The following is a 22,947-nucleotide window of genomic DNA, read 5'->3' on the forward strand; positions in this document are numbered from 1 at the left end:
CTTCAGCCGCAAGCTTTGCCATAGCATTCATATCTATTAGATCATCGCTGTCGGCAACGTGCAGAGCAAAATCCACGAGTGGCTTATCATTTCTGATCCGTTCATTCAATTTGCTGATAAACGTCATCTGCAGACGGAAAAGATTTTTGTACGGTTCGTCGAGGAAGGGCAGGTAGTTTTCAATAAACATTTCTTCGTTTGAAACATAGCCGCCTGTTTTGCGTATAGTCGGGAGTATCTCTGATGTTACCCAGTGCTTAAACTCTTTTGCCCTTGGCATCTTGCTTGAAAGTATTAGGCTGTATAGTCCGCTTTCATTGATTATTGTCGGATGCTGCACTCTGCCCATGGGGTCACGAATTGTTACCCCATCGCCCTGATACTTATCTTCCTCATCAACGTGATCAGATAATGCCTTTTTCGTATTTCTGTACTCCAAAATCTTGGCAACATCCTTTCCCACAAACCAAGGCTCGCCGTCCTTTATGATCGTTCTTACTTTACCGAACTCTTCATTCTCAAATATTTTTATCTTCTGTTCCATTTCCATTCTCCTTGTCGATCTCTGAAATATACTTTCCAATAGCCTCAATAACATTAGTTGTCACCGCATTTCCTGCCTGCTTGTAAAGCTGAGCATCGGACATTCCTGTGGCTTTGACCTTGTTGAACTGCTCATCGGTAAAGCCCTGCAAACGCCAGCACTCCAAAGGCATAAGCTTTCGTATATATCCGCAGTAAACAACGCCGTGTCTGTCCGTTACAGTTATCGTAAACATAGGCTCGTTGGGAAGTTTAAATCTTCGTCCCTCCTGTCTTACTTCTGCCTTTGCAGGGGTAAGCACAGCTATTGGCTCGGTAACCAGTATCACTGCGGACTTCTCACCCTTATGATGACCTATACCGCTGTCCTGTCTTGCGGTTATACATCTTGCAAGCTCCGTGACCTTCGGCTCTGGATTCATATCTATCCCCAATGCGTAATATCCCTGATTACAGCTTGTTGTAAGGGTATGGGCTATCTCCTTGCCCACTCTTCCACGCCTTGAATTCATATTTGGATATGCAAGGTCAATACTGTCGCCGGGCAGAGCGATCTGATAGCCCGACTTAGTTTTTGATTTTATCGGCAGGCCGATTATCTCATAAAGGCCTGTTTTTCCGCCGAATCCGCCAGCCTGACTTGTAAGGGTTATGCTCAGTCCGTCGGCTGAATATACTCTGTTGCCCTCTCTGCCTGAAATTCTTTTGACAAGAGTTTTTGGATTTGCGTCTGTGAAAGACAATACTTTTCCGGAACACTTTTCTCTATGAAATCCGATAATATACACTCTTTTTCTGGATTGGGGTACACCAAAATCTGCGCTGTTAAGCACTTCCCATACGACATCGTACCCCAATTCATCCAACGTACTAAGGATGGTCGCAAACGTCCTGCCTTCGTTATGTGATAGCAGTCCGGGAACATTTTCAAGGAGCAGATATTTAGGTTTTTTAATGGCGGCAATCCTGGCGATCTCAAAGAAGAGAGTGCCTCGGGTATCGCTGAATCCTTTCCGTTTTCCAGCGATCGAAAAGCTTTGGCAAGGGAATCCTCCGCAAATAAGGTCGAAATCGGGCAGTTCGTTTGGGTCAATTTTTCTTGCGTCATCGTAATACACCTCGTTTTCCGTATCATACAACGTTTCGTATGCTTTTTTAGCATACTTATCTATTTCGCAGTAACCGACGCACTCAAAACCACCCGCTTTTTCAAGTCCAGAGCGAAATCCGCCGATACCTGCAAAGATATCGAAATATTTTATCATTTACCACGTTCCTTTCTGCAATAAAAAACGGCCAAGCTTTCTTAACTTGACCGTTACATTGACATATTCATTTCTTCTTCCTCGGTTTGTTCCGATCCTTCTCTGATAACGTGAAAATCGTCCACGTCTGGGATCACGCCGAGCGTTCTCCCGTTGTCAAAGATACAATGCAAAGTGCCGGCGTCATCAACGTGATCGACCCTGCCAAGAGTACCGGACTCAACAGGGAATGGATCATCATTCATTCTGTCAAGGCAGATGCGAGTTCCTTCGGGATAACGTTCTTTCAGCCATTCAACTTTCTTTTGATCGTAATACATTACACATCCCTCCTTTTTCTACAAATGAAAAAAGGCTGTTTTATCATTGTCACTTAAATTCGTGACAATAGACAAAACAGCCTTTAAAACTTTGTGAATTTTTTTCATAACAAAACGGCAGGCTCAGAGCAAAATCTGCTCAAAGTCTGCCGTTTTGTTTGACGATGTTTAATTGTTGAGGGTTCAGATCCTTTTTTACGAAAAAGCATCTACGGTTTTACACCTGAAATTTTTACCCTCAAAACGCAAAAAAAGCTCGTAAATACGAGCTTTTCGAGGTGTGCATCTATTTTATTGCACAAGTATGTGTTGTCTGCATAAAATAGATGACATTGAAAACAATGCTTTCACGAGGTTTTTCGCACTCCAGCAGATTATCGCAATGTTATTTTCATTTAGTTTATTCTCAAAAGACTATCTCTATATCACAATAAACATTACATTACGTTATGCTTAGAAATAATCTTTTTCATAAGAAAAATCTCAAATTTTCGTTAATGTATATTTACACCAAATGATTTGAATAACCTATTATATACAACGTTTCATGTTTTCAATGGCTATACGTTCATCAATACCCTGTACCACCTGGTATATTCATAACGTCATAAAATGAATACTTTTCGAATTTATCTAACGGAACATTTCCAATTATTTTTAGAAGTAATGGCCTAGGAAATAATCCACTCCGACATTGCTATTTCTTTCGTTTTTTGTGGTTTGATGCAACCCAACTATTCGTAATCTTTTGCAATTTTTCTAACAATTCAAGATGTTTATCGTAATTAATATTGTTAAGACATCTACGTTTTTCTGTGAGCTTTATTACATTGCTCGCTTTTCCTTCCATCCCAGTTTCTCGTTCAGTTCCAACAATGACCTGCCCCTCGTCAGACAAAAATAATTCTAATGATTTGAATATGCTCCCTAAGTTTTCGGCATCTTGACCTTGCTGATTAGGAGTGTCAACCACATAAAAATTGAAAGGGCTATTTGTTCTATATAAATTATATAGATACAGCGCCGACTGATACATATAAACTAATCGTGGAGTTTCGCTTCCAGTACGGTCTATTATTTGCACAAAATCCCTTAGTTTGATGAATGTTTTAGGAAGATTTATCGCATCTGCTAAGGTGCGGCAATATCCTTCTATATCTTCTCTTATATCTTTGGAACGCTCTTTGGATTTCTTTTCGTTTATTTTCTCGTCAATTATTGCAATTTTAGAAACATATGAATCTATTTCTCCTTGTAGAACTTCCAATTGCCTCTTGCAGGATTCATATATCTCATACTGTCCCTTGTTTTTATAAAAAGAAGAATAGGATAGAAGTTGTTGAGAGTTCCGAACTTTTTGTTCAATAGACTGAATTTCTAAAGAGACACCGTTATATTTCTCCTTAAGTTCTTCTAATTCTTCTGTAGCAATAGATATGTTATTTCTCAGTTCTGTAATAAGCTTTTCACAATGAGCATAATCTGAAGTTATATTTAATTGTTTCTCTAATCCATTTGAATAAATAGTGCCACAAATTGGGCAGACCAACTCATCTTCTTTGGTCATTGCAAATTCAATGTCCTTTTTTGTTTCTATGAGATTGTGTTCCACAACGTGCAATTTGTGTTGATTGACATATATATCATTTTCCAAAACTGTCATCTCTGCATTATAAGAAAATTGCATTTTCCTTAATTCTTCCGCCTTAGCAAGCAAAGATTCAATATCTGTTGTGACCTCTTCAACGGATTCAACATTCTCAATTTGCGTTAGTGTAGATGTGATACGGGAAACAAAGCTTTGATTATAATTCAATTCTTTTTTCTTATCATCTTTTTCAAGTATATGTTCTGCTTTTTGTGCTTGAAGTTCATAATACGTATCATCAAGGTAACCGCATACATATTTATTTGTATTTGGTTTCCAATCTTTAATGTACGCAACATTACTGAAAGAATCAGCTATTTTGCTCCATCCTTCATCTTGGTCAATATATTGAAATCTAAAGAGTAATGGCGGTGTTACATTGAATTGCTTACCATCTTTTGAAATGCAGGGCATTTTGATTTCTAAAATATCCATTAAACAGTTACTATATTCGTGAAAAGCTTCTGTTTCGATAATGCAAGAATAGGAATCCTCATTATTCTCAAAAATCTGAAATTTTTTGCCTTGGCGAACAACACAAAACTGCTTTTCTCCATATTTAAAGAACAACAAATAAGCGGAAATCAGTTTTTTCCAATCAGTTTCAATTCTTTTGCATTCACATCCCAAAGTAGTAAATATACTTTTGATAATTGAAGATTTGCCTGTTTTATTTCCTCCCAAAATAATATTAAGCCCATTTTCAAAAGGAACCTCTAACGACCGAGACTCACTTTGACTGATTACTATCAGTTTTTTTATCGTTAGCCTTTTCATTATCTTTTTCCTCCTGCTGTTTTCGTAAATTTCTAATTAAAATTTTGTACTTTTGCTCTTGTTTAACTTTTTCAACTGAATTTTTGCTCATAATACAACACCTCAACTAACGATTTATCAAGAGAATCCGATAGGAGATTATGCTTTTGTAATTCTTGAATGCATAATCTTTTCAGGTCATTATTAAACCCATTTGTCTCACATGATTCACAATATGTAGAAATTGTTTTTCGCAACACAACAACAATTTCTTGATATTTAACATCATTAACATCAAGCCACCTTGTATCGTGGAGCGTTTTTGCTGATTCTATACGATTAATATCCTTGTCCGACAATGATTGAGTAATCAAGTAATCGTGAAATGCATCATAATTTCCGCTGTTATTTATGTTACCATCAATTTTCTTGCCTATTTGAGCAATATCCACACCTTTTTTTTCAACTAAACTTTTCATACTAATAGGTACTTTGATTTTTTCTTTACTCTTTTTTCTTACATCATTTAGCAATTGCTGAAAAATAAGATTGGCAGTATTGGACGGAATATTTTTGTCTGCCAAGTGGTTGAAAAATTTACCCATAGTTTGAGATTCATAAGTTGTTAGTTGTAGTTCCGATTTATGGACAAAAGTATTCTGAATAAACTCCTCAAAGACAGAATCAAAATTGCTCGGCATATCATCTAAAAATTCATTTTTAATCCTGTCTTTGATTTTTTCATATAACACAATATTTTCTGTCTGAAGCCTTTTACCGTCTTCAATATATGACTGCCATAACAAAACCTCTTTATCAAAATCATTATTTGATACAAAATGGCAATGCGAACATTCAGCACCAAATGTCAAATAGTTGTAGAAAATAAAACCCAAAAAAGATTTTTTATAACCACCACTTTTTTTCTTTTCACGTTTAGACATTTCCGCAATAGTCCAATCAGAAGAATTCTCCCTTGTCTTTATTTGGAAAAACTGATACTTTTGATTGTCTGGAGAGAACTCTGCCATATCATCGTGAAATTCGCAAAAAACAATACACTCTGTTCCATCTTGAAGTTTTCCTATTATATGACACACAATCCAATGAACCTGGTATTCAAATCTATTATAGGAGTCAGAACCTGCCTGCTCACGCTGTTCTGTTGTGAGTACACTACTCATAATTTATAATTCCTTTCATCGGTATACTTAATAATAAGAGTACATCGTTTTTGGTCGGTATTCTTTATAATCACATCGTTATTGATACTTTTAAATAATGTTTTCAATCCGATTTTTCACTATAATCCTCGGCATATACAATATTCTTGCAACTCAAAAATTATGAAGTCTATTTATAACTTGCCAATCTATATTATACCATAAAATATTCCAAATTTCAAGTTGTTTTTGTATATTTTCACTATTTCTCTGTTTTTCGTCTATGCAGAATTCATCATTTTACAGTACAAAATACATGTTTCCATTTCTCGCACTTTCAACATACACAAAAGCTTGAAAAAGAAAACAAAGCGATAATTTCCCTACCGCCTTGTTCTCCTTTTAACTAATCACAATATAACTTACTTAAACACCCTTGAGATACTCCTTCCCCTCACACTCAACATAATCCTTCGCAAACTGCTCCGCCTCAGCCAAGCTGTTCTCCAGTATCTCAAACCCCACAGCCACTGAAAAATTGTCTATCTCGACCTGCTCCGTTTCGTCTTCAAAGAACTGTATCATAAACCCCTCGCAGAGAACATCTTTGCCTTTCTTGTCGACTCGTTTAATCTCATTATCCGGCACGATCCGTATATAAAAGCCTTTGTACTTCATTCAGTCACCCCCTAAAACGTCATCTGAAAATCATCATTTTCATCAAAATCCTCATCTTCTTCAAAATCCTCTTTTTCATATAATTCTTCGTCCGGCTCAATATTATAATGCTGCCTGCAAACCGACCTTTCAAGTGCTGCTCTCAGATAGCTTGTGTCCATACCGTTGGCCTCATAGCCCTTCTTTATGACATTGTAATAGTAACTGGTTGGCGGCGAGATCTGACCTTTGTTCATCAAGTACGCCATGCACTCTTTCTTTTCGCCATTCACCTCAATCTCAAAAAGCTCCTTTCGGTAAAGATTCGGAAAACCCTCATATCGGTCAAGGCTGTGTTCGTCACGTCCGTTTATCTCCCATATCAGCACGGGAACTTCCGAATCTTCATTTGGAACAATAGTTGCCACACCACGAAATTCAAGCTCATAACCTTTCATCATTTCTGTACTTACGACCTTTGAATTCGGACAGCGGTGCGCCATCTGTTCAAGGTTAATATTGCTGCCGTAGGCAATGTATAATCTTTTGTATTCCATAAAAAACTCCTTACATACTCATTTCAAATTCTTCTTCAAATTCGTCACATTCGCTTTCTGACGGCTCAATGTGTTCTTCGGGTACATTTTCGACTTGAGTGCTGTTGTCGCTTACAAGCTCGACACGCTGCTGACGGGCGGCTTGCCTTTGAGCTTCACGCTTTTCTTTCAGCTTTGCCCTTGCGGCTATGCCGTCTTCAGGGTGCCGCCATGCAATATCTCCGTCCAGATGTTTAAGTAGATGCGATCTGCAATTCTTGAATTCTTCACCTATCAGTCCCAGATTCAGAAGCCACACCCGAAAGCTGTACCGCATATTATCACTCTGCGAAACGTGCGGCGAACAATACTTTTTTGTCATAGCCGCATTTGAAATAGCAAGCGCCAAAACTATATGACTTCTTACCTCTCCTGCGTGAAGAGAACCGTTGTAAGCACGAATCTCATAATGCCCATGCTGAAAAAAGCTGTGCAGATTGCAGATAACATACCGGCTGTTTGAATAATGCTGAAACTGCTCGCTCATTCTGCCGTGATACCAAAGCCGTTTGATCTCTTCCATGTCTTTAGGCTTCTTTCTGTTTATGTCCTCTATGAACTGCTTGTCCATCTTGTGACAGTAGGATTCACGAGCAGACGACACCTGCAAAGCGTCCCACAAAAAATCTTCCTTGCTTGCGAAAATGTTCACAAGATTTCGTATCTGCTGCGGCGTATAATCGTCCGCCGAAATGTGAATGTGTGTACCTGCGCAATATCTCGAACCTGTTACTCCGCCTGCTTTTCTAAGAGATCTCACAACCTCCTGCAAAAGCGGAATATCCTCATATTCCAGAACGGGAGAATTGAGTTCTACGCTGTATGATTTGGAAGCATGGTCGCCATTTGCATTGTAGCAATTGATACTTCCGTCATAAACTACCGCCCATTTTCTGTCCTTTGAATCCGTCACAACATATTTGTCATAGCTGCCGCCCTCATGTTCAACCTTTCCGCCAACAGCCTTTGCAACAGCCTTTGCCGCCTGACTTCTTGTTAGTCCTGTCATTTCAATTTCAATGCCGAATTTTCTTGTTTTTATGCCTTCAAAGTTTCCTGCCAATGTTACACCTCCCAACAAAAACAGCCTGCGAATATATCACAAGCCGTAAGTTTTAATCGTTATTCAATTTCCGTTCGGACCTCATATCCCCCCTTGAAAATCACAAGTATCTCATTCTTGCTAAGCACTTTCACGCACTCGATCAGCTTTCGGATAAGCACATTATCAAACGTTTCCAACTCAAACTTTTCATTATCAATCAGCTCCACGATTTTGTCCAGCTTTTCCTGAGTTTCGGCAGAGGTCTGATTCTGTGATTTCAGCATAGCAAGTCTTTCACTCAAGCTTTGTTCTTCCTCATACAGCTTTTCAAACTCGCTGTCCAGCTTGTCCTCGTCACAACCGCCTGCAGCTATCAGCCCGACTAAATCGTTTCTTGCTTGGTCTATCTCTTTCAGCCGTTTTTCTATTGCTAATATTTCTTCCCGACCTTGACATTCAAGCACAGTGCCGATATTAGCTTTCAGAATTTTAGCTATATCATCACGACAGGAGTAATAGTTGTTTATCGCACGGATTATAGCTTTGTGAAGTTGTTCTTCCTTGATGGTGGGCGAATCGGGACAATACTTTTTGCCATGCTCCAATCTGCTGATGCACCGCCATACAATATATTTTTTTCCACGAGCCACCCACGTAGTCCTGCGATATGGTGTACCGCATTTTCCGCAGATAAGCAGCTCTGTAAGAGCGTACTTTCCGCTGTATTTTCCCTGCTCGGTTATGGTCTTGTCCGAAACCTTTCTTTTTGAACTTCGCCTCGCAAGCTCCTGCTGAACTCGATTGTAGGTGTCACGATCTATGATTGCGTCGTGGTGATCAGATACCAGATACATTGGTCGTTCTCCATGATTTTTGACCACTTTATGTGAAATACAGTCAAGGGTGTATGTCTTTTGTAAAAGTGCATCTCCGACATATTTTTCATTTTGGAGAATACTGCGAACAAGCGACTCGCTCCAGATTTTCTTGCCCGTTGGCGTCAGAAGGTCTCTGCTTTCAAGGATATTCTTTATACTTTTCATGCTGTAACCGTCAAGAAACATTGCATATATCATCTTAACGGTTTCCGCTTCTTCGGGAACGATCTCCGGTTTACCGTCCTCCCCTTTCCTATATCCCAGCAGTTTGCTATACTGAAAAGCCACCTTGCCCTCACGATAAGCTTTTTCTTTCCCCCATGAAACGTTTTTGCTTATTGATTCACTTTCTGCCTGAGCAAAACTACCGTACAGAGCAATCATAAATTCCGAGGTCATGGTCAGCGTGTTTATGTTTTCCTTCTCGAATATCACGCCAATCCCCAGGTCTTTAAGCTGTCTTACATATTCAAGGCAATCTACGGTATTTCTCGCAAACCTTGATATTGACTTAGTTATTACAAGGTCTATTTTTTTGTTTTTGCACATTCTTATCATTCGATTAAATTCTGTACGCTTTTTTGTCTGCGTGCCGCTGATGCCCTCATCGGCAAAAATGCCTGCAAGTGTCCATTCCTTTTTCTTGTTGATAAGGTCTGTGTAATACGAGATCTGAACCTGATAGCTGTTCTGCTGTTCTTCCTGCTCTGTAGATACTCGGCAGTAGGCTGCTACCCTCAGCTGATGATATTTATCTCGATTTTGCGTCGTCTGCACTTTTGCAGGAATTATCGTTACATTCGGCGCTGTGCTCATTCTTATTCACCCTCTCTGTTATATTTTTTATCCTTACACCATTGATAAGCTCGACCTCTATGGTACAAAAATGGCTTATCCAAATCTTGCTCACGCAGGATTTAAACAAGCCAATATCAAGCGTATTCAATTGTTCGTTGTTTTGGATCAACGCTATAAGTTCTTCTGTTTTCTGCGGACTGTCGTTGTATGAACAGCAATCGTACTTCATTTCAGCAAGCCTGAAGATTTCTGCTTTTACTCTGTCAAAATCCACTTGAACCGAATCGGTCATACGGTTGATTTCATTCTGCTGACGGACTATCTCCGCAGTAGGAGCATATGCGCTTATCTCACCGCCCGATTCCAGCAGACTCGGATTTGCTATTGCGGAATTCAGAACATTAAGTACAGCGCCGATTATCATCTGGTCTGTAAGCCGATATTCAAGCCTGTAACAATCGGGATTTCTGCAATCCCAATGCTCATACTTTGAATTGCCGCCTATCCGTAAAAATCTGTGACCGCATTCGGAACAGTATGTACGGTTTCTGAGTTCCTGTAAATCATCGGATATTAAATTTAACCGAGTAGCTTTTCGTACTCGCTTTTCGTTAGCCTGTTTGAAAATGTTTTCTGCAATTATCTGTGGGTATGTATCATTGCCGAGATACTTTTCATTTTCGATAATACGCTTGACCATGTTTTTGTTCCAGCGTGTTGAATCTTCGAAATATTTAATGTTTTCGTACTGCATCAGATTTGCTATTTCCGACAAGCTTTTTCCTTTCAAGTATTCATCGAATATTGTAACAACAGCATATACCTCTTTCGGATTTGTAGTTATCTCGCCGTTCTTCATGCCGTATCCGAACGGGATTGTTCTGTTCTTTGGCATAATCTCGCCTCCTTTCAGACTACAAGGATAGCACATTTTCTTTTGAAAAGCTATTACCAATAGCAACAAAGAAATGTCTTTAAATTTGACATACAGGGCATTTGCGGCTATATCTTTTCTTTAAACTTCAATCCGCCTATCAAATGAAATTCAAGCTCGTGCTGATTTTTAACAACTATCTTATCCACAATGCTTTCAAACCCCAGTTCTTCAAACTCGGTCATAGGCTTTTCACGCTTTTCAAAGAAGTCTGTCAGCATTTCTATCTGATCCAGAGCCTCATCTTCATCGTCGGAACGTGTGAGCTTTTTTAGTTCAGATTGAAGTTTGCTTATTTTTACGTTAAGTTCATTTGTCTGCTCAATATACTTAGCCTCGTCAAGAAACCCCTTAGTTTTTAACCTTGCAAGAACGTGAGTTTGTTCCCTGAGCTTAGCTACTTCTTTGTGTATATCCATCACCTGAGTCTGACCGCTGAATTTTCTAAGTTTTAGATGCTGCAATGCGGTCTGAAGAGGCAGGAGAATTTGCTTGTAATTGTTCAGCAGTTTATTATGGAGTCTGATGAAGGCTGAATAAATATCGCTTTCAACAATAATGCCGTTTTCACAATCCGCTGCATTAATATCGTGTGTTCGGCACAGCCAAAATGCTCCGCTTCTGCGGTTTCTGCGTTTGTATGTCGCACCGCATTTTCCGCAGAACACTTTTTTGCTTAATGGATAGACGTTGGTTTCAAAATCTCTGTGACGAGATTTCAGCAGCTTTTGTGCCGCATAAAAGGTTTCTTTATCTACTATTTGCTGGTTTACCCCAGTTACACAGTATTTCTGCTTTTCGCCGTAATTCCTTTTTTTAATATGCGGAAGAGTTTCGGTAACATAGCTTTTCTGAAACATAGCGTTTCCTATATATCTGTCGTTTTTAAGCATATATCGTATATTATCTGCTTTCCATAAAACGGCTTGCTTACTGCCGGGCAAATTCATGCCGTTTAGCATATCCGCTATTGTTTTCAGTCCATAACCGCTTATGTACCACTCAAATATTTGTCTGACTATCAGCGCTTGGTTTTCTTCAATTTCCAAATCACCGTTTACCTTTTTAAATCCGAACGGCGGAGTAGCATTCTTATACGTCCCGTTCTGCATACGCTTTTGAACAGACCACCGCATATTCTGCGAAATAGAAGTGGATTCCTCCTGCGCCAGACCGCCCATAATGGTGATCATCATTTCATCAGTCAGCTTTGCGGTATCAATGTTTTCTTTCTCAAAAAATATGGATATGCCAAGGCTTTTAAGCTCTCTGATGTTCTTCAGACAGTTCTTTGTGTTTCTTGCAAAACGGCTGATTGATTTAGTATATATCCTGTCTATCTTTCCCCTTCGGCAATCCTTTATCATTCGCTGAAACCCATCACGCTTGTCCTCACGAGTACCTGTTATTCCCTCGTCTGCATAAATATTCACAAGCTGTTCTCTGTCAGACTTTTCAAAAGCTTTTTCATAGTATCTTGTCTGTGCCATAAAGGAGTTTAGCTGATCATCGGAATCACTTGATACTCGGCAATATGCAGCACAGCGTAATTTCAGCTTTACTTCGGCTGCGTTAGCTGCCTCAATGATAGTTACCTGTGCCATTCGCACTCCCTCCTTTCCGGACAGTTTCAGCTGCCTTGTGACAACAATACCACAATTTTGTGCGAATTGGTATCACCAACACCAATAAAAATGATGACCGAAAACTGTGCAGAGCTCACTTGCTGTCAGTCATTCACATCTTTTTCAAGACGTTTATCCGCTTGTCCTGCGGATATGCACCGGCACATAGTTACAACTCCAATCAGACCTCCGACCATTGATCCCATAATAAAATTCAGCATACTGCCGCCTCCCAATCTTTAAGCGACGGATACAGTGCAAAAGCTGTTTCCATATTTTTTTTCTTAAGCTTTTCCTTTTCTTCCTCGGTGATCTCGGTGTCGACCAGAGCGCGGTCAACTATCGCTCTCATCAAAGTGTCCATGTACTCAGCCTGCGCATATTTTACTATCGCCATTTTCAGCTTCCTCCGTTTATTTTATTCCAAAATTCTATAAGGTCATCAATGCTCTCTATTCTATGTTTTTCGGGTAATGCCGACAATGTCATTTCTCTGTACAGTGCTTTGCTTTCACTGTTGACTCTCGGGTCGAGTATCGAAACAATGCCCTTATCCGTTACAGACCGTATAAGTCTGCCTGCACCCTGCTTTAGCTTGATTATCATTTCCGGCACAGCTACTTCCATTATCGGATCTTTTGACAGCGACATCTTGTACTCGTTTATCGGGTCGGGTATGGGGAACGGCAGCTTGTATATTATCACTTGCGAAAGCGATTCTCCCTCAATATTGATACCCTCCCAGAACGTTCCCGAGCCGAAAATCACCGAATTTATGTCTCTCCTGAATTCTTCAAGTCTGTGTCTCTGTGACGAACTGTCACTTTGAATCATCAGATTGTACGGCAAGCCCATATTTGTCAGTCTGCCATAGACATAGGACATATCAAATTTTGAAGTAAAAAGAATAAGCGTCTTTCCGTTTGTGACTGCAAGAAGCCTGACTATTTCAGTTATCGCTGTTTCCGCATACTGCTTTCTTTCTAGCTTGCTGTGTCCGGGGAAGGGCATTTCCGGCGAAATATACAGCATTGTATTCTTATCGTAGTCAAACGGCGATTTTTTTGGCTCTGAAACTATGCCTTTATCTGTCGGAAAGTCTATCGTTTCAAGAAAATATCTGCACCTTTCGGCAGGCGTTCCAACGCTGTTACTTGATATTGTTCCCGATGTCAGAACCGTGCAAGTACCGTTCTTAAACAGCAGTTTTGATATGTCCTTGCGAATGTCCTTTTTGCAAATACAAAATGTCAGCTCCGTGTCATTTTCAAGCCATATGATGTTTTCTTTTCGTATGTTACACAGCTCTCTTAAAAAGGCTAGTGATGCCAACTTGTATCCGAGCTTCTTTTCTAAGTCGGCAAGACTCCTGCGGATATCGAACAGCAGCTTTTTCACATACTCGCCCTGATTGAAATAGTACGCCTGCATATCACCTTCAGCGTTTCGCTTTTGAATGGCTATATCATAGTGCAGGGTTTTAAACAGATCTGCGTACATCTCACGCAGAACACTTATTGGCTGAGTGTTTTTCAACTTTTTCTTCGCCGCAGTCAGCTCGTATCTGAATTGACTTTTGTTCATCTTTCTTGTATATGCGTCTCTGCATTTGCTTTCGAGATTATGCGCTTCGTCAATGACCGTTATGTTGTTTGACGGATTGAAAATGCCCGGCAGACCGTTATCCCTCTGCAAAAGGTGTGCCGCAAGCATATTCTGATTGCATATCACAATACAGTTTTCGTATTGCATACGACTTCTCATACTCGAGTATTGACAGTTATGAGCGTATCGGCATTCTCTGCATTTTTCGCCAAAGTTTTTTATGCAGATGCTGTCCCACAGCCTGTCGTTTATCTCTATGCCAATTTTGTTCCTGAACTGTTCGCCGCTTTTTGCAATATTGAAAATACGTTCAAGAGCTTCAGAATTTTGACGATTATGCTTTATACAGCCTGCAAGCCTCCTGCGGCAGATGTAATTTCTCATTCCCATGGCGAGGATCACATCGGCTTTTACGCCCAGCATTTGCAGAACCGTATGTACGTCATTTTCAAGCTGCTCCTGCAAAGCTATTGTTGAGGTTGCTATGATGATCTGTCTGCGTTCTCTGAAGTACTGCAAAATGATCGGCACAAGGTAGGCTATCGATTTGCCGATACCGACCTCTGCTTCGACTGCTATTGGTTTCTTTTCCACAACAGCCTCGCATATTTCCGAGGACATTTCTATCTGACCTTCTCGCTTTTCAAGTCCGTTTTCCGCAGCCTTATCAAAAAACTGCTGTACGGGTTCTATAAGTTCGTGTTCCACTAATTTCATTTCCTTCTCCTGCTATATTTCAAGGCTTATCCTAAGCGCTTTATCTATTTTCAGCATATCCGAAAAACTCAAAGCACCGATAAACCTCATCAGTCTGTCCTTCGATAATGTCATCACTTGCTCTGCAAGAGCCATACTTCGCTTTTCAAAAATATTTGTGCAGAGCGGCACATGGGTTGGCAGGTAGTGCTTGTCTTTCGATGTTATTGGAACAACTATCGTTGTTGTCGAGTAGATGTTGCCTTTATCGTTCTGTACCACGACCACGGGTCTTGTTCCGTGCTGTTCCGAGCCATACTCGCCGTTTACCTTTGCTATATACACATATCCCCTCAACGGGTCAGTCATAAATATCACATCCTTTTCTTTTTATGTAAAAGAGATTTTGCAGAGGAAAAAGCCCCTGCAATATCTCAAAAAAATCATTTTGCCAATTGAACGGCATTTTACTGTCGTTACGCAGTCCGATAGGGCTGCCTTACCCGGGAGTTCCTCCGGGGCGTTTTCATTACCTTTTCAACCGCTTGTTAGGCTGTCGCTTTCCGGGCAATGTGCCGAATATTCTCTGACAGATCTCTCTGCCTCCTCCGACAAAGGGAGCGCATCAGCCGAACGGTATCCTCACCATTCACATAGTTCGTGCCTCAATGACTTTCAAGGTCAAAGCCGTTTTTTACAGATGGGCGCGCGCTGTCGGAGGTCATGGCTTTATGGGAATGGCTATTCTCCCATTGGCTTTCGTCACATAGATCGCTCGCTAATAAGCTCGGATACCCGATCTTATGAGGTCATGGCGTGTGGAAGCCGCAGCTTGCAGGTCTCACCCTGCACCGACAGCGCTGCACACTGATGCGCTGATATTCTGTTTTCAAGGTTCTGAGAAAGGCTTAGTATTTTATCCTTCTATAAATAAGGGAATGGGAGAGATCATTTCTGAAGTCATAAGAAAAAGTTTTGTAGGAATGCACAAACCGGCTTGTTATTTCTTAGTAAAAGTGCAATAATATTCTTTGATCTTTTTCTCTGCCAATCTTATAGAATAGCTTACAGCTCTCGCAGATACATTCTGTCTCCTTGCAATCTCTGTAAAAGATTCTCCATAGAAATAATAACTTATAAGCCTTTCTCTCTGGAGCGTATCCAAGGCAGAAATAGCCTGTCGGAGCGAAACCTGATCTATAGACTCGTCAGTAATAAGGTTCTGCACTTCGTGGCTTTCGATGTCTATTCTTTCTCTATGGCGTTCTTTATCTTCCTGACCAATATAATCATTGACAACCTGCGCAATTGGCTCGAACTCCACCACGCTCATAATTGTCATTTCAGCGAGCTGAGGGTGCTTTTCTTTGAAATCGGGATCGTCCGTAACTATGTAGAGCTTCGACCCCACAAAACGCTTATCAAACAGTCTTTCTGCTGTAATGTAATAGTAACCCTTGTCTCTTATGATCTCCCTCACAAGCTCCATGTCGATCTTTAAATATTCAGTTTTCAATTTTATGTCCTCCATGTTGAAATTTATTATGTAAATCAACACGGAGGATCAAGGATATTTTGCTGTTACGCACAGCCATTTTGATTGTAAAAACATAAAACTCCGTTCCTGCTTTCAAAGCAGAGACGGAGCAAATAAAAAAGGAGCAGAAAACGACATAAGCTTTAAAAGCTTACTTGTCAGGCTTCTACTCCGAGTTATCCTATTTTATTATAGGCGTGTGATGCTTGTACTAAGTAATGAGTATTATTTATTTTTCCTAAAGTTATCGTGTTGTGACATTTCCAGCATTTTATCAGCACTGCGAAATGTATGCCAAAGCAATCATCTTGATTTTTCTGCGTTATTACATCAAAAAGTCTGCCGCCGCATATAGGACAGCGTATCTGATGTATGTTATCTTCGATCAATCTATCAAGCCCCCAATGTTTAGCTGGTCAGCTAAACAAACTGCAAATAATTTTGCGGCAACTACCGCAAAATTATTTGTTCATTTGTTCAGCTTTTCTATAAACTCAAACCAATCGCTTTCTTTAGCGCCATATTTTTCTGCTATACGAATTGCCTTAGATACTATAGCATTTTGCTTCATGTAATGTGTGACATCAATGGCAATTGTACTGTTCACTGCTGCATATAGGTCGTAAAGTTTGTAAGTTTCTTCCGTAGTCAAATGTAAGCAAGAAATTAGATTCGCTATTATGTCCTCTTTAGGATTGCATCTTATACCGCTTTCGATTTGACTAAGGTACGCTGTAGATATGCCGATAAGTCCTGCAAGCTCCTGCTTGGTCATAGAATTCTGCATTCGTTTCTCGGATATGAACTGACCGAGCCTGTTATTTTCAGTCATTTTTTCATCCTATTTAATTTTTTATAAAAGTATACAAATCAAATAATTATTTTTAATTATATGATATATATAGCTTTAATATATTAACTATGTTATTATCCGGAAGATTTATGAAATTAGTTTTACATATGTTGATTTTCCAAACGGCATTATAATCTGTTTCCCAAAATTTTTTATATTGCCCATTTTTATGTTTAAATACATTTTAAATCTATGTGATTTACTAATACATATATTTGTTATATTCCACGGAATCTGTAATTTCATATGTACAATATTTTCTTTAATCTTCATTTGAAAAAAACAATTAGATATTCTCGATTTTATTAAAGAATCTTTTTTAACCATAAATACAGAAAATCTATTATTCGTTTTGGGTTGAAAAGAAATAGTAATTTCATCATCAGGAAATATTAATTCTATAGAATCCTGACACTCATCGAATACCATATTGCCTCCTTTTTTGAAACAAGATGTAAATAAATCAATATGAATAAAAAAAGAGGATTCATCCCAATAGAATTTAGCTATTGCAAATTTGTTCCTGGGTATATATATTGTTGATCCAAATAAATCTTTCCATAGATAACAGATTACTGCATTATTGTTTAATAATCCACTGTTATAAATGGAACAACAAATAATATCAGAACCAGAATTTAAATATGATAATCTATTTGTGATTTGCGATTTCACAAAATCTCTATCCTTACTTGGATTAAAAAATCTACTCTCAAATGTTGTTTCTTGACCAATTGATTCATAGTTATGATTAATATTAGGAATAAAATAAAATTCATACTGTTTACTAACAAAAGAACCTAATATTATCTCTGTAATATATAACATCTCAATTAAAACATTTATTGCTTCTATCTCATGGGCACGTTTATAAATACTCACTTCTCCTATTGTTTCACATATTTTTGTATATAACATCTTAATATCCATCAAATCTTTTAAAACAATGGCTTTCGTTCCAGAAATAATTCTAAAAGTATGAGGATAATGTCGCCATGCATGAAAACAAGCAAAAATAAGAGAATCAATTATATTGGGGTAATGAACCGAACCTTTTTTTATCGAATCGTCATAAATACTATCTAAACACTCAGGATTTTCTTTACATATTTTGTGTAAATCGAAGCTTATGATATTACCATCTTTATATTTATAAAACTCAAACAAGCGATGCGAGGAATTATTATATATACTTTTCAATATAGAAATATCGCCTTTAACAGAACAAGAATATCCAAGGTTATGAAACAGTAATAGTAATTTAAAAAAATTATCATCATCAACGGCTATATCAATATCAGAATAATCACGACAACCATTATAAATTTCACTATCTAAAACAATTCCTTTTAATAACATTATTTCAATATGTTCTTTTTCAGCCATATCAATAAAATCTTGTAATGTATCCTTTATTATTTTCTTTCTTCTTTTTAGGCTATAATATTCTAATATGTACTCTTTCTTTATAAGCTTTTTAAATTCTTCTTGACGTGAAACATTTAAATAAACAATTGAAAAAACATCGTGTCTCAATGCAAGGTTAAAAAGATCTTCTATATTTACATTATCCAAGTCGAATTTTTTTAATTGAGGATTAGATAATTTAATCAGAGCGTTTTCTAGGATGTTTCTTTTATACAAGACTGAACCTCCTCGTCTTTCTATTCAATGAACTAACCGATTGTAAAACTCATACAACTCTAAAAACACAGTAATTTAATAATTTCTATGACTTACTCCGCTTTTTATTATAAAAAAGATGATAGCTTTTGTAATATACCCACCAAATGGCAAGAATAATACAAATACTTTACAATAGCATAATTAATAAACCGTTGCAAATAAAATTGTTTCATTGAAGTCTAAACGTTTATTAGATAAATAAAATTTATAATCGGGAACAAAATATTTTAACAATTTTGGTATCTCAATAAAATCCGATGGCTTATGGTATATAGCCACTGCTATATTGGGTTTGCTATGCTGTATTATTCTTTTGGCCCCTTTTATTGCTGCTAAATCCATTCCTTCTATATCAATCTTTAAAAAATTAATATGATTAATGTCATTAGAATCGCAATATTTATCAAGTGTAGTCGTACAAATTTCAATATAATCTTCTTTTTTATGTAAATAAGAGGAATCTTCTTTCTTTATTATTCGACTACTACCATTAGCATCTAAAAAGAACTTTTTATCTTCTTTATCTGATAAACAAATATTTTCCAAAATAATATTTTCTATATGGTTAATAATAATATTTTTTTTTGCTACCCTAATGTTTTTTTTCGATGCATCTAAAGCATATATAATACCTTTATTACCAACCTTTTTTGCGAACCATATTGAGGTTTCACCATAATAACAGCCCAAGCTTATTACTGTATCAGAAATATTTGGTACTACTTTATCTTTATATGAATATTGTTCTCTTTTCCACGTATCATAAATTTCATATTCAGTTCCGTAGATCTTAATATCTTCAATTTCATAAAATGATTCATATACCGAGAGCAAACCTTGGGATTGCACATCAACATATGACTGGTTCGGATATAACAATAAGTAAAGATCTCCACAAATACTATACGCAATTTGAGATTTAATTAAACGTAAAAGTGTATTTTTAGATTCTTGATCACTTAAATTATTATATAACCATATAAAATTATCAACATTTTGTATATAATAATTTTTGAACAAATCAGATTGTTTTCTTTTATTCCATTCAAAAGTATAATTTTTTATATCTTTAATGTAATCGCTAAAAAACTGATTTAACCTATTATCGTCTGAAAATTTCAAACAATTAATATCCCAGTAAAAATCATCAGGCCTATATGAACTTGATTGAATAAATAAGTCGATGTCATTAATAACATCATCATAAATAGCATAAAAATTCATTATAATTTTTCCTCTTTTGTTTTATATAGATTGCACTAGATACATACTTATCAAATAATTAACTCCTGTGCTTCAATCATTTTTTTATAATATCCATTTCTTTCAATTAATTCCAAATGATTACCGCTTTCTACTATCTTACCGTCTTTAACCACATATATCTTATCCATTTTTTTTACTGTTGATAATCTATGTGATACCATGATAACGGTAGCATTTTCAACTTTATTTAAATAAGATATAATATCATGTTCAGCAATTGGATCTAATGCACTCGTTGGTTCATCAAGGATTAGTAAAGGGTGATTATTTACAAATATTCTTAATAGTATCATCTTTTGTGTTTGACCACCAGATGGAACTATTCCATCTTCGTTAAACTCTTTAGTTAAACTATCTGTATATTTAAATCCATTTTCTTTCATAAAACTATTTATTTCATCTGTAGAATAAATATTTTCTGTATTAATCTTATTATAATTATTAAGATTTAAATAATCATATATTGTCATTGCATAGATATTCATATCTTGGAACACACACAGTATTTTTTTTCTTAATTCTTTTATATTATATTTTCTTATATCAATTCCATTAATAAAGATATTTCCAGAATCGACATCGTATAGTCTCAGTAATAACTTAATAATGGTTGATTTTCCAGAACCATTATCACCTACAAACGCAATTTTTTCACCGTAATCAACAGAAAAAGAAACATTGTTAAGTACATTTTGTTTATTATTATAGGAAAACACAACGTTTTTGAATTCAAGTTTAATTTTTTGTTTAATATGTAAATCTTCATAACTATTATTATTTTCTATTGAAGATTTTACCGAAAAAAACTCTTTGATTTTTTCGGCACTTAAACTGAGGGCATTTGAAAGACTAAAAAATTTAAATAATTCATCAAGTTCTTTTTGTAAATGAATTTCCGCAGTTAGAATTGTTATATACATAGTTGCATCTTTTATTTGACCATTCAATATAATATAGGCAATATAAATTACTACTAAAACATAGGAAAGTGATGTAAATAATTGTCCTAACAAGATCCAAACAATCCATGTTCTATTATATTTCTTTATTATTTTCTGTTTAATTTCTTGAACAGCTTCTAATTCTTTGAATAAATAGGATTTTAAATTACTGCATCTTAAATCTATAGCATATTTTTTTTCATAGAATAAATTATTTATATAATCTAATTTTCGATTTGGAAATACATTCTCATTTTCAAAAGACATATCAATTTTATTCAATTTCAAATTAATAAAATATCTAATTATAACATTTAACATAACAATGGCTAATATTAAAGGTCCAGTTAAAGATATCAAAGTTATTATTGCTACAAGATTCGATATATGCATAAGAAAAGAAACTATATAATTTCGTGCTTCATCTGATTTCTGCGTATAATTAGTAAGTGTCCATACGTATTTGTTAAAGAAATCTGGATCGTCAAAATGTTTATAGTCGCAGCTTAATGAATGAATATATATCTTGTTTTTAATTTTATAGTCAATTAAGCATTTTTTCTTATCGTAAATAAGTAAATCAACAAGAACGGTTGCAACATCTGGAAATAGTATTATCAATTCAATTATGAGAGCACAGCTGATAATATATTGAATGTTGGTACCATTCAGGATAAGATCAATAATTTTTTGTGGGAATACAATACTAGCAACAGAACTTATTGGTATTATAATTATAGCAATTATAATTTGCATTATTAACAAGTCTTTTGCATTTTTAAAATACTCTTTAGCTAACCAAATTACATTTTTTAAATCAAAAAAAAACTGCTTCATAAAGAATTCTCCCATTATAATATTTCATTAAGCATCTTAAACATATTATTTGTATTACTATATTCCATAATAACAGCTTGTGAATTTAATCCTATTTTACAGATGTCATAATACAACTGTGTCATATTGGGTGTATAATGAATATTATTCAATAATAATTGTATTGTATCTTTTTGTGTAAGGAATTTAAATGACTCATTAGCATTGTGCAAATAGTGTGGAAAGATAATAATATCAACACTATTAACAGTATCAATTGTATTAAATGCAGGATATATATATCTAAGATTTTGATCATTATCATAAGTAATACCAATTATATTATTATCTGTATCATCTTTTTGCCTTAGTGCCAATGGTAAACCGAATCCGATAATGCTGCTCTTATATATATATATATTATCATCATCTAAGAGTATCGCAGATTGTGATTGCAAAATATTTTTTGCCATTGTTGTTTTTCCAGAATATCTATTCCCCAAAATTAGTAGTTTTTTATTATTATAAATAAGACATGACCCATGTAAAATAGTACAATTAAGCTTTACCTGAATATATTGAGTAATTGCACATAGTGCATAATATAACCAATTTTGATTAGTTGTGTCACATTTTCTTCTACATAACGGTCGAATTCTTTTATTTATTTTAGACCTATATTTATAAAGATATAGTACATCTTCTATTTCGTCATATGAATCATATCTATTAAATGAAAATAATACTTTATTGAAAATCTTTTTGTTCTCTATATAAAGTTCATTTTCAATACATATTACTATGTTAATATCTACAATTTCCTTTATAAACTTAATCATTATTCAATTCTCACTTAATTACATCCGACACAATAATTTTTCTGATATAAATTGATTAATTATTTCTAAAATGTCAGTCATTATTTTTTCTTTCAAATTTGGATTTGCATTGTAAATTGATGAAAGTTTATTATATATGTCCGTAATGGTTAATTGAACATCATTGCTACTATTAAATATCTGCTCCCAAATGTGTGTAGCTGTACAATTTAGTATTATTATATGTTCTGTTTCCATATTGTATATAATTATTTCATCATCTACATCTTCCATTGATAGATTTTTATTAATTTCAAATTTATTTTCATTATATATAAGCATTTAGTACTCCTTGTATAACATATTAATTGGGGATTTATAGAGACCCAGCATATAAACTCTTGTCTGTCATACAGTAATATGAGAAAATACTTCTGTTTAGTCAAAAAATACTATATCCTAAAATACAAATATATATTGACATCCAAAGCAATTACTTCA

Annotated in this window: 22 protein-coding genes; all 22 read right to left on the bottom strand. The window is 36.0% G+C overall.

What is annotated here, in order from left to right; all coding sequences use genetic code 11:
* The coding region (locus tag DW938_RS11530; RefSeq protein WP_118125029.1) for a BRO family protein at window positions 1-544 on the bottom strand (544 nt) is incomplete at its 3' end.
* Window positions 519-1,808, bottom strand: a complete 1,290-nt coding sequence (gene dcm / locus DW938_RS11535; RefSeq protein ID WP_118124964.1) for a DNA (cytosine-5-)-methyltransferase — start codon at window positions 1,806-1,808, stop codon at window positions 519-521. The genes dcm and DW938_RS11530, both read right to left, overlap by 26 nt.
* A gap of 53 nt (window positions 1,809-1,861) precedes the next feature.
* Window positions 1,862-2,128, bottom strand: coding sequence for a DUF4314 domain-containing protein (locus tag DW938_RS11540; RefSeq protein WP_118124966.1), 267 nt, complete (start codon window positions 2,126-2,128; stop codon window positions 1,862-1,864).
* A 697-nt stretch (window positions 2,129-2,825) separates the two neighbouring features.
* Window positions 2,826-4,553, bottom strand: a complete 1,728-nt coding sequence (locus DW938_RS11545) for a hypothetical protein (protein ID WP_118124968.1) — start codon at window positions 4,551-4,553, stop codon at window positions 2,826-2,828.
* Window positions 4,554-4,624: 71 nt separating this feature from the next.
* Entirely contained in the window at window positions 4,625-5,716 is a 1,092-nt protein-coding gene (locus DW938_RS11550) for a dsDNA nuclease domain-containing protein (RefSeq protein WP_118124970.1), read from the bottom strand.
* A 405-nt stretch (window positions 5,717-6,121) separates the two neighbouring features.
* Complete coding sequence (locus DW938_RS11555; protein ID WP_118124972.1) at window positions 6,122-6,373, bottom strand: hypothetical protein; 252 nt, start codon at window positions 6,371-6,373, stop codon at window positions 6,122-6,124.
* Window positions 6,374-6,384: 11 nt separating this feature from the next.
* Complete coding sequence (locus DW938_RS11560) at window positions 6,385-6,909, bottom strand: gamma-glutamylcyclotransferase family protein (RefSeq protein WP_118124974.1); 525 nt, start codon at window positions 6,907-6,909, stop codon at window positions 6,385-6,387.
* A 10-nt stretch (window positions 6,910-6,919) separates the two neighbouring features.
* Complete coding sequence (locus tag DW938_RS11565) at window positions 6,920-8,011, bottom strand: amidoligase family protein (protein WP_242992523.1); 1,092 nt, start codon at window positions 8,009-8,011, stop codon at window positions 6,920-6,922.
* Between the two features lie 59 nt (window positions 8,012-8,070).
* Window positions 8,071-9,687 carry a recombinase family protein gene (locus tag DW938_RS11570; RefSeq protein ID WP_118124976.1) on the bottom strand — a complete coding sequence of 539 codons (1,617 nt, stop codon included), beginning with the start codon at window positions 9,685-9,687 and terminating at the stop codon, window positions 8,071-8,073.
* Window positions 9,623-10,564: a recombinase family protein gene (locus DW938_RS11575; RefSeq protein ID WP_181984437.1), complete on the bottom strand. Its 942-nt coding sequence runs from the start codon at window positions 10,562-10,564 to the stop codon at window positions 9,623-9,625. The genes DW938_RS11570 and DW938_RS11575 overlap by 65 nt, the downstream gene beginning before the upstream one ends.
* A gap of 107 nt (window positions 10,565-10,671) precedes the next feature.
* Window positions 10,672-12,207: a recombinase family protein gene (locus DW938_RS11580; protein ID WP_118124980.1), complete on the bottom strand. Its 1,536-nt coding sequence runs from the start codon at window positions 12,205-12,207 to the stop codon at window positions 10,672-10,674.
* A 125-nt stretch (window positions 12,208-12,332) separates the two neighbouring features.
* Entirely contained in the window at window positions 12,333-12,449 is a 117-nt protein-coding gene (locus DW938_RS11585; RefSeq protein WP_118124982.1) for a DUF3789 domain-containing protein, read from the bottom strand.
* Window positions 12,443-12,625 (bottom strand): hypothetical protein, encoded by a 183-nt coding sequence (locus DW938_RS11590; RefSeq protein ID WP_118124984.1) that lies wholly within the window; start codon window positions 12,623-12,625, stop codon window positions 12,443-12,445. The genes DW938_RS11585 and DW938_RS11590 overlap by 7 nt, the downstream gene beginning before the upstream one ends.
* 2 nt (window positions 12,626-12,627) lie before the next feature.
* Complete coding sequence (locus DW938_RS11595) at window positions 12,628-14,550, bottom strand: ATP-dependent DNA helicase (RefSeq protein ID WP_118124986.1); 1,923 nt, start codon at window positions 14,548-14,550, stop codon at window positions 12,628-12,630.
* Window positions 14,551-14,562: 12 nt separating this feature from the next.
* Window positions 14,563-14,898: a type II toxin-antitoxin system PemK/MazF family toxin gene (locus tag DW938_RS11600; protein ID WP_118124988.1), complete on the bottom strand. Its 336-nt coding sequence runs from the start codon at window positions 14,896-14,898 to the stop codon at window positions 14,563-14,565.
* 631 nt (window positions 14,899-15,529) lie between these two features.
* Complete coding sequence (locus tag DW938_RS11610; RefSeq protein WP_181984438.1) at window positions 15,530-16,045, bottom strand: sigma-70 family RNA polymerase sigma factor; 516 nt, start codon at window positions 16,043-16,045, stop codon at window positions 15,530-15,532.
* Window positions 16,046-16,535: 490 nt separating this feature from the next.
* Window positions 16,536-16,898 carry a helix-turn-helix transcriptional regulator gene (locus DW938_RS11615; protein WP_118124994.1) on the bottom strand — a complete coding sequence of 121 codons (363 nt, stop codon included), beginning with the start codon at window positions 16,896-16,898 and terminating at the stop codon, window positions 16,536-16,538.
* A gap of 108 nt (window positions 16,899-17,006) precedes the next feature.
* A complete protein-coding gene (locus tag DW938_RS11620; protein WP_181984439.1) occupies window positions 17,007-18,563 on the bottom strand; it encodes a nucleotidyltransferase family protein in 1,557 nt (518 codons plus the stop codon).
* A gap of 183 nt (window positions 18,564-18,746) precedes the next feature.
* A complete protein-coding gene (locus DW938_RS11625) occupies window positions 18,747-19,829 on the bottom strand; it encodes an FkbM family methyltransferase (protein ID WP_118124998.1) in 1,083 nt (360 codons plus the stop codon).
* Window positions 19,830-19,879: 50 nt separating this feature from the next.
* Entirely contained in the window at window positions 19,880-21,649 is a 1,770-nt protein-coding gene (locus DW938_RS11630; protein WP_181984440.1) for an ABC transporter ATP-binding protein, read from the bottom strand.
* A 14-nt stretch (window positions 21,650-21,663) separates the two neighbouring features.
* Window positions 21,664-22,467 carry a hypothetical protein gene (locus DW938_RS11635; RefSeq protein ID WP_118125002.1) on the bottom strand — a complete coding sequence of 268 codons (804 nt, stop codon included), beginning with the start codon at window positions 22,465-22,467 and terminating at the stop codon, window positions 21,664-21,666.
* An 18-nt stretch (window positions 22,468-22,485) separates the two neighbouring features.
* Window positions 22,486-22,788, bottom strand: coding sequence for a PqqD family protein (locus DW938_RS11640; protein ID WP_118125004.1), 303 nt, complete (start codon window positions 22,786-22,788; stop codon window positions 22,486-22,488).
* Between the last annotated feature and the right edge of the window lie 159 nt (window positions 22,789-22,947).

Source organism: Ruminococcus sp. AM43-6 (assembly GCF_003461785.1).
Classification (GTDB): domain Bacteria; phylum Bacillota; class Clostridia; order Oscillospirales; family Ruminococcaceae; genus Hominimerdicola; species Hominimerdicola aceti.

Bases quoted from the DNA above. Each gene is read 5' to 3' on its own strand.
- DW938_RS11540 (WP_118124966.1), bottom strand. From the start codon at position 2,128: ATGTATTACGATCAAAAGAAAGTTGAATGGCTGAAAGAACGTTATCCC.
- DW938_RS11555 (WP_118124972.1), bottom strand. From the start codon at position 6,373: ATGAAGTACAAAGGCTTTTATATACGGATCGTGCCGGATAATGAGATT.
- DW938_RS11545 (WP_118124968.1), bottom strand. From the start codon at position 4,553: ATGAAAAGGCTAACGATAAAAAAACTGATAGTAATCAGTCAAAGTGAG.
- DW938_RS11550 (WP_118124970.1), bottom strand. From the start codon at position 5,716: ATGAGTAGTGTACTCACAACAGAACAGCGTGAGCAGGCAGGTTCTGAC.
- DW938_RS11595 (WP_118124986.1), bottom strand. From the start codon at position 14,550: ATGAAATTAGTGGAACACGAACTTATAGAACCCGTACAGCAGTTTTTT.
- DW938_RS11630 (WP_181984440.1), bottom strand. From the start codon at position 21,649: ATGAAGCAGTTTTTTTTTGATTTAAAAAATGTAATTTGGTTAGCTAAA.
- dcm (WP_118124964.1), bottom strand. From the start codon at position 1,808: ATGATAAAATATTTCGATATCTTTGCAGGTATCGGCGGATTTCGCTCT.
- DW938_RS11625 (WP_118124998.1), bottom strand. From the start codon at position 19,829: ATGAATTTTTATGCTATTTATGATGATGTTATTAATGACATCGACTTA.
- DW938_RS11575 (WP_181984437.1), bottom strand. From the start codon at position 10,564: ATGCCAAAGAACAGAACAATCCCGTTCGGATACGGCATGAAGAACGGC.
- DW938_RS11640 (WP_118125004.1), bottom strand. From the start codon at position 22,788: ATGCTTATATATAATGAAAATAAATTTGAAATTAATAAAAATCTATCA.
- DW938_RS11615 (WP_118124994.1), bottom strand. From the start codon at position 16,898: ATGACTGAAAATAACAGGCTCGGTCAGTTCATATCCGAGAAACGAATG.
- DW938_RS11600 (WP_118124988.1), bottom strand. From the start codon at position 14,898: ATGACTGACCCGTTGAGGGGATATGTGTATATAGCAAAGGTAAACGGC.
- DW938_RS11580 (WP_118124980.1), bottom strand. From the start codon at position 12,207: ATGGCACAGGTAACTATCATTGAGGCAGCTAACGCAGCCGAAGTAAAG.
- DW938_RS11585 (WP_118124982.1), bottom strand. From the start codon at position 12,449: ATGCTGAATTTTATTATGGGATCAATGGTCGGAGGTCTGATTGGAGTT.
- DW938_RS11590 (WP_118124984.1), bottom strand. From the start codon at position 12,625: ATGGCGATAGTAAAATATGCGCAGGCTGAGTACATGGACACTTTGATG.
- DW938_RS11635 (WP_118125002.1), bottom strand. From the start codon at position 22,467: ATGATTAAGTTTATAAAGGAAATTGTAGATATTAACATAGTAATATGT.
- DW938_RS11560 (WP_118124974.1), bottom strand. From the start codon at position 6,909: ATGGAATACAAAAGATTATACATTGCCTACGGCAGCAATATTAACCTT.
- DW938_RS11570 (WP_118124976.1), bottom strand. From the start codon at position 9,687: ATGAGCACAGCGCCGAATGTAACGATAATTCCTGCAAAAGTGCAGACG.